The organism is Candidatus Binatia bacterium, assembly GCA_023150935.1.
Lineage (GTDB): Bacteria > Desulfobacterota > Binatia > HRBIN30 > HRBIN30 > JAKLJW01.
Genome location: JAKLJW010000023.1, coordinates 76,576 through 85,868, shown reverse-complemented (window position 1 = coordinate 85,868; position 9,293 = coordinate 76,576). Strand labels below are relative to the sequence as shown.

The 9,293-nt window shown below is 64.2% G+C and carries 10 protein-coding genes; 5 read left to right on the top strand and 5 right to left on the bottom strand.

Translation table 11 applies throughout. The features are described from left to right. The 5 genes from L6Q96_14570 to L6Q96_14550 form a co-directional block, all read right to left on the bottom strand. Nucleotides 1-210 (bottom strand): hypothetical protein (locus L6Q96_14570; GenBank protein ID MCK6555778.1); only part of this gene is annotated, 210 nt, incomplete at its 3' end. Nucleotides 211-752: 542 nt separating this feature from the next. Further along, nucleotides 753-1,316 (bottom strand): DUF4340 domain-containing protein, encoded by a 564-nt coding sequence (locus tag L6Q96_14565; protein ID MCK6555777.1) that lies wholly within the window; start codon nucleotides 1,314-1,316, stop codon nucleotides 753-755. Next, nucleotides 1,313-2,743, bottom strand: coding sequence for a GldG family protein (locus L6Q96_14560; protein ID MCK6555776.1), 1,431 nt, complete (start codon nucleotides 2,741-2,743; stop codon nucleotides 1,313-1,315). The genes L6Q96_14565 and L6Q96_14560 overlap by 4 nt, the downstream gene beginning before the upstream one ends. Before the next feature lies 1 nt (nucleotide 2,744). Then, nucleotides 2,745-3,485 carry an ABC transporter permease gene (locus tag L6Q96_14555; protein MCK6555775.1) on the bottom strand — a complete coding sequence of 247 codons (741 nt, stop codon included), beginning with the start codon at nucleotides 3,483-3,485 and terminating at the stop codon, nucleotides 2,745-2,747. Then, nucleotides 3,457-4,440 (bottom strand): ABC transporter ATP-binding protein, encoded by a 984-nt coding sequence (locus tag L6Q96_14550; GenBank protein MCK6555774.1) that lies wholly within the window; start codon nucleotides 4,438-4,440, stop codon nucleotides 3,457-3,459. The genes L6Q96_14555 and L6Q96_14550 overlap by 29 nt, the downstream gene beginning before the upstream one ends. Nucleotides 4,441-4,543: 103 nt before the next feature. Here L6Q96_14550 and asd point away from each other — a divergent pair, with 103 nt between their 5' ends. From asd to L6Q96_14525, 5 genes are all read left to right on the top strand, one after another. Then, nucleotides 4,544-5,626: an aspartate-semialdehyde dehydrogenase gene (gene asd, locus L6Q96_14545; protein ID MCK6555773.1), complete on the top strand. Its 1,083-nt coding sequence runs from the start codon at nucleotides 4,544-4,546 to the stop codon at nucleotides 5,624-5,626. A gap of 222 nt (nucleotides 5,627-5,848) precedes the next feature. Beyond that, the gene (locus L6Q96_14540) at nucleotides 5,849-6,145 is read left to right on the top strand and encodes an RNA-binding protein (protein ID MCK6555772.1); all 297 of its coding nucleotides are present in this window, start codon (nucleotides 5,849-5,851) and stop codon (nucleotides 6,143-6,145) included. A gap of 75 nt (nucleotides 6,146-6,220) precedes the next feature. Further along, nucleotides 6,221-7,360, top strand: a complete 1,140-nt coding sequence (locus tag L6Q96_14535; protein ID MCK6555771.1) for a serine hydrolase — start codon at nucleotides 6,221-6,223, stop codon at nucleotides 7,358-7,360. 55 nt (nucleotides 7,361-7,415) lie between these two features. Beyond that, complete coding sequence (locus L6Q96_14530) at nucleotides 7,416-8,039, top strand: CPBP family intramembrane metalloprotease (protein ID MCK6555770.1); 624 nt, start codon at nucleotides 7,416-7,418, stop codon at nucleotides 8,037-8,039. Between the two features lie 150 nt (nucleotides 8,040-8,189). Then, the gene (locus L6Q96_14525; protein ID MCK6555769.1) at nucleotides 8,190-9,290 is read left to right on the top strand and encodes a type IV pilus twitching motility protein PilT; all 1,101 of its coding nucleotides are present in this window, start codon (nucleotides 8,190-8,192) and stop codon (nucleotides 9,288-9,290) included. Nucleotides 9,291-9,293 lie beyond the last annotated feature (3 nt).

Below are 9,293 nucleotides of genomic sequence, written 5' to 3'. Positions count from 1 at the left end.
CGCCACCGCTCGACAGATCGCGCACCAGGCGTTGACGCCGATCGTAGAAGCTGCGCTGCGCTTGCCCGCAGATGCCGCATTCCGTTTTTTTCGCCGCCGAACCAGGGTGACAATCCGCGCCATCCGATCGCCGAACACCCCACGCACGGTCGCCAGTGGGCGCGTTCCCGCGAACCGATACTCGTCCTGCAGCCGTCGTCGTTTCGCCATCCGCAGATCATGCCAAGTCTTTCGATCGGCTCGAAACGCTCAAACCCTTGCCAATCGCGGGTTCCCGATACCATGCAGCCCACTTTCTACCCACACGAATCCGTGAAGACCCCTAATGAAGAAGCAGGGGGTGGGGCGCCCGCTCGATGCGGGACGCCCCAGCCTGCGGCCGCGCTGGGGGGTTACGCGGCGTCGCGAGACTTGGCCTTGCCGGGCACGCTAAAACGTCCCCGCCAAGTTGCCTGCCACTGTCGACCCGGGCCCTCGGGAACGAACTCCTCGGGGTGATCGAGCTCATAAATCCGGCGCAGCAGCGCTTGAGGGTCTGTCCACCGGCCGAGCGCTCGCCTGGTCGGGTCTTTGGGTTCCCAGGCTGCCACTCGCTTCCCACTCAGCTCGATATACACCTTCCGAAGGGTATCCATCTGCGAAGGTTTGCGTTTCATATTGGACTATCCTTGTCTGGATTATGGCCTCTGTTCGGCCTTGATTCAACCGGCGTCGTCAATTTTGCGTTTCGACGCTTGTTGACGGCGGGGGAGTTACCCGGCGGAGGCTCGGGCCGAGGGTGTCCCGGTGGGGGTAAGTCCGCGAAAAGCTTTTTCGAATTCCCAATCGACCAGGGCGCCCGCGAGGCCGATCGGGCCGCTGGGGCCGATCTGTACGTACACCCCGGTGGAGGGCGGATTGCGGTCGCCGATCCGTAGAACCAGGGGTGGGAGGTCGCCGGCAAGGATTAGCGTTGCCTCGTTGCGCGGGGGCAGGAGGCCGTACTCCGCGGCGGGAAGGGGGTCTGCCGAGATGTCCATGATCACCCCTACCTGCGTAAGCACGCGCAGAAAGTCTCCGATCGCGGGTGTCGGCCAGTCGGGGCCGGAACGAGTTGCGGTGTACGTGGTGCCGCCACGCTGCATTTGCACCTGTACGACCTGATCCGGCTCGAAAGTGAAAAAGCCGCGTAAAGGTGTCGTCGATGCGGCCGGTACCGCCCCGCGACCGGTACCGGCGGGCGCAGTAGATGGTTGGGAGGTTCTTTCCTCCCACCACAGATAGCTGCCGACCAGTGCGATCAGGACCACAAGGAACAAGGTGGTCCGCGGGGTCATGCGGACACCGTCGAGCGCCTTTGCCGTCGCCACGTGATGACGATTCCGAGGACGGCGAAGAACCCGGGGAGCACGACGACGGCCATCCAGAAGATCAAGCGTCCCTGTTCGGCCGTCAGCGATACCGGTGATAGAGAGCTGCGCGGCAGGCCCTTGCGGCGCACGGCGACGAGTTCGGGGTCCTCGGCGAGAACCCCGACACTGCTCATAAAAAGGTCTTTGTTGCCTAGCAGGTTCAGGTACAGGTTGCTTGGAAAATCGGAATCGCCAAACACTATCATCTGCCCGCGTGTGGCTGGAGTGGGCGTTTCGGTTCCGGGTCCACCGTCGGCCGGTTGACCGGTGACGATTGCGCCGACGGGCAGCGGGCCGGGCTTGTCGGTGTCGGGACGGAACTTGCCCGTTCCCTCCGGCACGTCGCCCCCATCGATGCGTGCGTAACTCTCCGGGCTCGTCATCGCGAGCAGCAGGGCACGGTAGCCGTCTCTGGCGCTGTCGAGCGGGGTTACCGTCCTTGCCAGCGAGAAGACCGCGGCAGTATCGAGGTTCTTTCTGAAAGTGCCCTCGTCGAAGATGGGCACGCGCGGCATGAAGCTGTCAGCGCCGTAGAAACGATTGCGTTCGTCGACGACGATGTCGTCGCCGGCGCGCACACCGTTACGGGCAAGCAACTCGACTATCGACGCGGGCGCCTGCGGATCGACCAGGAGCATGACTCGCCCGCCGGTGTCAAGGTAGCGTTCTATGCTCGCGGCCTCGCCCGGCAGGAAGTCGCGCTGTGGGCCGGCAATGATCAGGACCGTGCAATCCGGGGGGGGGCCTTCCGGTGGTACGAAGTCGATGCTCCGGATCTCGTAGTTCTCGCGCTGCAGAGCTTTGCCGACCTCGCTGTAGCCGATCCTGTCGGACACGTCCCCCGGGCGTCGCTCGCCGTGTCCGGTGACGAAGCACAGGGTGCGGGTCTCCGGGCGGGTCAGTTTGAGGAGGGCGCCAGTGATTTCCTCCTCGTTGATGCTACGCACGGCGCGCACATCTTGCCCGCGTTCGACCACCCCGCTGTTGAAGTTGGATATACCGTACTTCTTCGCGAGTGCCGGCGAGCGGTCGAGATCTTCGAGCCGGTAGGTAATGTGAGGGGATGCCGCCGCGAATAACCCGAGAACGTCAAGCATCTGTCGCCGCTGCCCGGGTTCCTGACTGTTGTAGAAGCCGGTGATGCGCACCGGTCCCGTCAGGCCGCGAGCGACCGCGGTCGCGGCGTCGGACAGCACGTAACTCTGGGTCGGGGTGAGGTCGAAGCGCCGATTATGCCTCTCGGCCCACAGGTTGATCAGGCCGCAGAGGACTGCCGCCAGCGCTATCTGGATCGCGAGGCGCAGCCAGTGCCTGACGGTTTGCGTCGGTGCCCACTGGCGCTTCGACGTCATCTCACTTGACCCCGCGCCACTTGCGCACGCTCAGCGATTGCAGGGTGAGGAACACGAAAAACGCCGTGAAGACCAGGAAGAAGGCGACGTCCTGCGTGTCGATGACGCCGCGCGGGAACTGGTAGAAGTGGTCGAACAGAGATAGTCGGAACAACAGGCGCACCACACCTTCGTCAGCCACCTCTTCGTTCCAGGTCAGGAACCAGAAGAACACCAGAATACCGTAAGTGCCCATGGCCGCCACGACCTGGTTTTCGGTTATCGACGAGATAAACAGGCCGCAGGCGACGAAGGCCGTACCCAGCAGCAGGATGCCCAGGTAGGCGGCCAGCAGCGGCCCGACGTCGAACTGGTAGAAGCGGTAGAAGAGAAGTGGGTTCAGGACGGTGGGGGCCAGCATGGTCAGAAAGAAGAGCCAGCAGGCGAAGAACTTGCCGGCGACGATCTCGACGTCCCGGACCGGATACGTCCACAGTAGCTCGATCGTGCCGAGTTTACGTTCCTCGGCGAACAGGCGCATCGTCAGGAGGGGCAGGACGAGCATCGCGCACAGTCGCATGTCGAGGAACACGAACTGCCACAGCCCGGTAGGCAGCACGTAGCCTCCGAACAGCACGAAGAAGATCAGGTCGCTGTAAAAGAAATAGCCGCTGAGCAGCAGGAAGATCGCCAACAAGGCATAGGCGATGTACGACGTAAAGTAAGACCGCAGCTCACGCCGGCAAATGACGAGCGCCTTCATGCCTCTCCTCGTTGTCTTTCTTCTGCTCGGACACCAGGCGCAAGAAGATCTCTTCGAGCGTGAGCGTCACCGGACGCAATTCGAGCAAGGGCCAGCCGGCTTCGGCCACCACCGCTGCGACGGTGGCGCGCAGGTCGCGGTCCTTCTCGGTGGCAACGACGATGCTGACGGTGTCGGACGAGGCACTGACGGCCGGCGTGATCTCGACCACCCCGGGAACTGCCTCCAAACGTCGAACCACGGCCGCCACGGGCGCGCCGACTTCCACATGGATTTGCGACGTCCGTCGCAACCGCCGATTCAAGTTGGCGGTAGTGTCGACCGCGAGGACGCGGCCCTTATCGATGATGATCACCCGATCGCAGATGGCCTCGACCTCCGACAGTATGTGCGTCGACAGAATTACCGTGCTCTCGCCGTGGAAAGTGCGGATCAGGTGGCGCATTTCCGCCACCTGCTCCGGATCGAGTCCGGCCGTCGGTTCGTCGAGAATAAGGACCTGCGGTCGCCCGACAAGGGCCTGGGCAATACCGACGCGCTGGCGGTAGCCCTTCGAGAGCGTGCCTACGAGGCGGTGCGCTACGTGCGTTATGCTGCAGGCGTGCAGCGCGCGATCCACCTCGTCGCCGCGCTGGCGCCGCTGCAGGCCCTTGAGCTCGGCGACGTACTGGAGATACTCCCGCACCGTCATGTCGAGATACAGCGACACGCGTTCGGTGAGGTAGCCGACCGCCCGCCGTGCCGCGAGCGATTCGGTGACCACGTCATGCCCGGCGACCACGGCGCGGCCACTCGTCGGTGGGAAGATGCCGCCGAGGATGCGCATGGTCGTGCTCTTGCCGGCGCCGTTCGGCCCGAGGAAGCCAACGACTTCCCCGCGTGACACCTCGAAAGACACGTCGTCGATGGCCGTGAGCGTGGCGAACTGTTTGGTCAGGTGTTCGGCGCGAATCATCGAGTCACCGATCCTAAACGAGCTGACTCCCCGGCTCAACGTTCCGGGCCCCTTGGCAACTGCCGCCGGCGTTCCCTAATATCCGGTTTCGAAAGGACCGATCATGAACAAGAAGCGCGCGGCTGTGGTTGGCGCAACCGGCATCGCCGGTCAGCAGTGCCTGGTGGCTCTAAACGGACATCCCTGGTTCGACACTGTTCTGGTTGCGGCCTCCGAACGATCGGCAGGCAAGCGGTATGGGGAGGCGATCTGCGACGCGAAGACGGGGGCCCGTCGCTGGTGGTGTGCGGAAGAGCCGCCCGCGGCTGTGCTGGACCTGCAGGTGGGTAATGCCGCCGATATCGATCTCGACGGCATCGACGTCGTGTTCACGGCCGTGGAATCGGACGCTGCGCGGGAACTGGAGCCCCGCTATGCCGAGCGCGTTCCGGTGATCAGCACGGCTTCGGCCTTTCGGTATGAAGACGACATCCCGATCATGGTGCCGGGCGTCAATTTCGAGCACGCTCGTCTCATCGATATCCAGCGCCGCCGGCGCGGTTGGCGCGGGTTCATCACGCCGCTGCCGAACTGCACCACCATGGGCATGGTGATAACGCTGAAGCCGCTCCTCGATCGCTTCGGGATCGAGTGCGTCATCATGACTTCGATGCAGGGCATCTCGGGTGCAGGACGGTCGCCGGGTGTGGTCGGTCTCGACATCGTCGACAACGTCATTCCGTACATCTCGGGAGAAGAGGAGAAGGTCGCCCGGGAGACCGGCAAGATCCTCGGTAAGCTCGGTGCCGACGGTATCGTGCCTGCCCCGTTCCCGGTGAGCCCGACCTGCACACGTGCGGCGGTCATCGAGGGGCATACCGAGTCGGTGTGCGTTGCAACGACGCGGCCGTGCCCGCCGGACGACGTCGCGGCGGCGTTCCGTGAGTGCGGAGCGGAGCTGGATGCTTTGGCTCTGCCCTCGGCGCCGCGACACTTGATTACCGTCCACGACGACCCCTTCCGGCCGCAACCGCGTCTGGATCGCGATGCCGACGGGGGCATGACCACGAGCGTGGGTCGCATCCGTGCCGATCAAGCGTTCCCCCACGGCGTCAAGTACGTGCTCGTGTCGCACAATACCAAGATGGGTGCCGCCAAAGGTGCGGTGCTGGTGGCCGAGTATCTGTCGGCGTCGGGTTACATCTGATCCGGGTGGGGCGGGTGGCTCTCGGGCGGTCAGGAGCGGCCACTCCATCGGACCAGGGACGTGTGTCGTCCAAGATTTGCATTGACTAGACTCGCGCTCCGGCAGTAGAGTTTCACCGCATTGAAGGGGGAGCCTGCGTCGAATCCGGACGAGCCCACAGGCCATTGGGGTATGTCGGGAGGTCGCGGGTCCCCTTGGCGCGTGCCGCAAGGAGGCGAATACATGGGCACTCGGTTGTACGTGGGCAACCTCCCCTTCAAGGTCCGCGAGGACGAACTGCAGACGCTGTTTCAACAGGCGGGTGCCGTGCAGTCCGTGAACATCATCCGCGACAAGTTCTCCGGACAGTCTCGTGGCTTTGGATTCGTCGAAATGGCCAACCAGGACGAGGCTGAACGGGCGGTGCAGATGCTGAACGGGCACAACCTGGTAAACCGCCAAATCATCGTTAACGAGGCGCGACCGCAGACGCCGCGGGGCCCGCGCGAGGGCGGGCCGCGGGACCGCGACGACGAGTAGTCCCGATCCCTCGGCTTACTTGTCATACCCCGTTACGCACGTGGCAATGCCACGGTGATATGGTAGTGAGGCCGCATGCTGCGGCGGGGTTGGGTGGAAGGCCTTCTGTGCTTTGCGAGCGTTGCGGCGCTGATATGTTTCGCTGAGGTGGCGCTGGCGGTTACGGCTCGCGCCTCGGCAACCCCAGCCGCGTCGCGCGATATATCGTTCCTCTTGATGGACGCTCTCGGCGGTCGGGTGCTTGAGGAGTTCAATAGTGAAGCGCTCAGGCCGGCAGGGTCGTTCCCCCGGCTGATGGTGCTCTTGCTCGGTCTCGAGCAAGTGGCCCTGGGGGTGCTGTCTCTGGACGAGCCGGTGGCACCGGGTCCGGCGGTGGCCGCGCGGTCCGGCATACCGTTGCGTGAGAACGAGAGGTATCCATTAAGCGATCTGCTCAAGGCCATTGCCGTCAGTGGTGCTGAGGATGCTACGGTCGCCGTGACGGAGACGATTGCGGGTTCGGTACCGGCCGGTGTGGAGCTGATGAACGCCCGTGCCCTGAGGCTCGGGATGACGGCGACGCAGTTCGCCGACCTTGGGAGATCGGCGCTCCAGGTGGATGGAGCGTCGAGTCAGACGTCTGCCAGGGAACTCGGCCGCCTTGCTCGCGCCTTGCTTGACCATGAGCTTGTGGTCCACTGGTCCGGCCTGGCCGGTCTGCCACTCAAGGATGGGGCGGTGATATTGCGTAACGCGAATCCCATGGTGGGCGCGGTTGCAGGGGTAGACGGGCTGCATGCCTCGGCTGGATTCGGCGTGGTGGCCACTGCGGAGCGCGGCGGGATGCGGCTCCTGGCGGTCGTACTCGGGGCGACGGTGCCGGCTCAGTGTTACGCCACGGCAGCGGAGCTGCTGAAGCGCGGATTCGCGCAGTACGAGCGCATCGACGTCGTTAAGGAAGGGGAACGAGTTAACGTCCCGGTGCGGATCGCCGGTGGTGCCGTTGCGGAGATAACCCCGGTGACCGAAGGCGAGTTCGCTCTGGTGCGGCGTCGTGGCGAGGAATCGCTGATCGAGGTCCGCTATCAGATGCCCGGCGAGATTGCCGCCCCGGTGCGCCGCGATCAGCCAATCGGCGAATTGATCGTGCAGCAGGAGGGGAGGATTCTGTCGGTGATTCCGCTTGTCAGTCCGGTCAACGTTGCCGCGACCGGCATTCTCGCGGCGGCGCCCTGACAGGAACGCGGGCAAGGGCGAACGCTCGCGGGTCCGCAACCGGAAGCCGGGTTCCTTGGAAACGACGCGTCGCCGACTGCCGCCGCTGCTGGAGGCGGGTCTGATTCTCGGACTGACCTTCTCCCTGGCGGTCGGTCTCCGCCTGCCGACGTTGTGGCTTCTCGTGCCCGTGGCGCTCATTTCCTGGACGCGGCGGCCACTGGAGGCATACGGCCTGACCTGGGGCACTATCGGCCGCCCCGGTTTCCACCTTGCGCTGGTGGGCGGGGTGTTCGTGCCCTACGCCCTCGGGCACTATCTCTGGGCGCACTGGCTCAGCGGCGCGACCTTCACGCCGCGCCTCCCGCCCGACTTCGTGGTTCTGATTCTGGAGCAGGTACTGCTCGTCGCTCTGCCGGAGGAAGTGTTCTTTCGCGGGTACTTACAAACGCAGTGCGATCTGACGTGGCATCGTCCCTATCGTTTGCTGGGCGCTTCGTGGGGCGCCGGTCTCGTCGTGGCCGCGGCGGTTTTCGCCCTGTGCCACATTCCCTTCGGCGGGCCAGCGCGTCTGGCGGTCTTCTTCCCCGCTCTTCTCTACGGCTGGCTGCGAGCCCGCACCGGCAGCGTCCTGCTGCCCACCGTCTACCACGCCGGCAGCAACGTACTCATGAAGGTAATGCTCAGCAGCCTTTCGTGACCGCTATGGCAACGACGATGTGTCGCTGCCGGCGTCGGTGCGGTGCCGCCAGATGTCATTCGTCGTCTCCGATGGTCGTGTCGGTAAGGCGGGTGGCTATGGTCCCTGACTTGCTCCTCGTCAGGGTCAGCACGGACGTAAGGGGCATTGATGGAGCTGACCGAGTTGCTCACCTTCGCGCATCGAGAAGGTGCTTCCGATGTGCATCTGACCTCGGGGGAGCCCCCGATGGTACGCATACATGGAGACGTAAAGCGCATAGAGCACGCCGCGCTGACGGCGGACGAAGTTCACAACATGGTGTTCGACATCATGAGTGACGCCGTGCGCAAGACGTTCCAGGAGACCAACGACGTTGATTTCTCATTCGAGTTGGGCCAGCTGGCGCGTTTCCGCGTCAATGCCTTCCGGACGCGGTGGGGTGAGGGGGCGGTCTTTCGCACCATTCCCACGCAGATCCTCTCCATGGAGCAGCTTGCGCTGCCGCCGGTGGTACGCGAGATTTGCGACAAGGAGAAGGGCCTGGTTCTGGTCACCGGCCCGACCGGTTCGGGCAAATCGACGACGCTGGCGGCGATGATCGACTACATCAACGACAGCTACGAGGGACACATTCTGACGATCGAGGATCCGATCGAGTTCGTGCACGTTTCGAAGAAATGTCTGGTGAACCAGCGTGAGGTCGGTCCGCATACGATGTCGTTCAGCGCGGCGTTGCGCGGTGCGCTGCGCGAGGACCCCGACGTCATCCTGGTCGGAGAGCTGCGTGACCTCGAAACCATCTCGCTGGCGCTGACCGCGGCCGAGACGGGACACCTGGTCTTCGGCACGCTGCACACGTCGAGCGCTCCGAAGACCGTCGATCGCATCATCGACGTCTTCCCGGCCGGACAGCAGGGTCAGATCCGGGCCATGTTTTCCGAGTCGATACAGGCGGTTATTACCCAGACGCTGCTGAAGAAGCGCAGCGGTGGCCGGATCGCGGCGCTGGAGATCCTCATCGGCACGACGGCGGTGCGCAATCTGATCAGGGAAAACAAGATCCATCAAATCCCATCGGTGCTGCAGACCGGGCAGTCGGTCGGCATGCAGACCATGGACATGGCATTGCTCGACCTGGTGTCGCGCGGTCTGGTGAGCGCGGAGGAGGCGCAAAAGCGGACCACGACGCAGAATCTGTTCGGCAATTCGCCGGGGGGCGATGCCCGTCTCGCGGCCGGGCAGCGCATGCGCGCCGCCGCCGGTCGTTGAGGC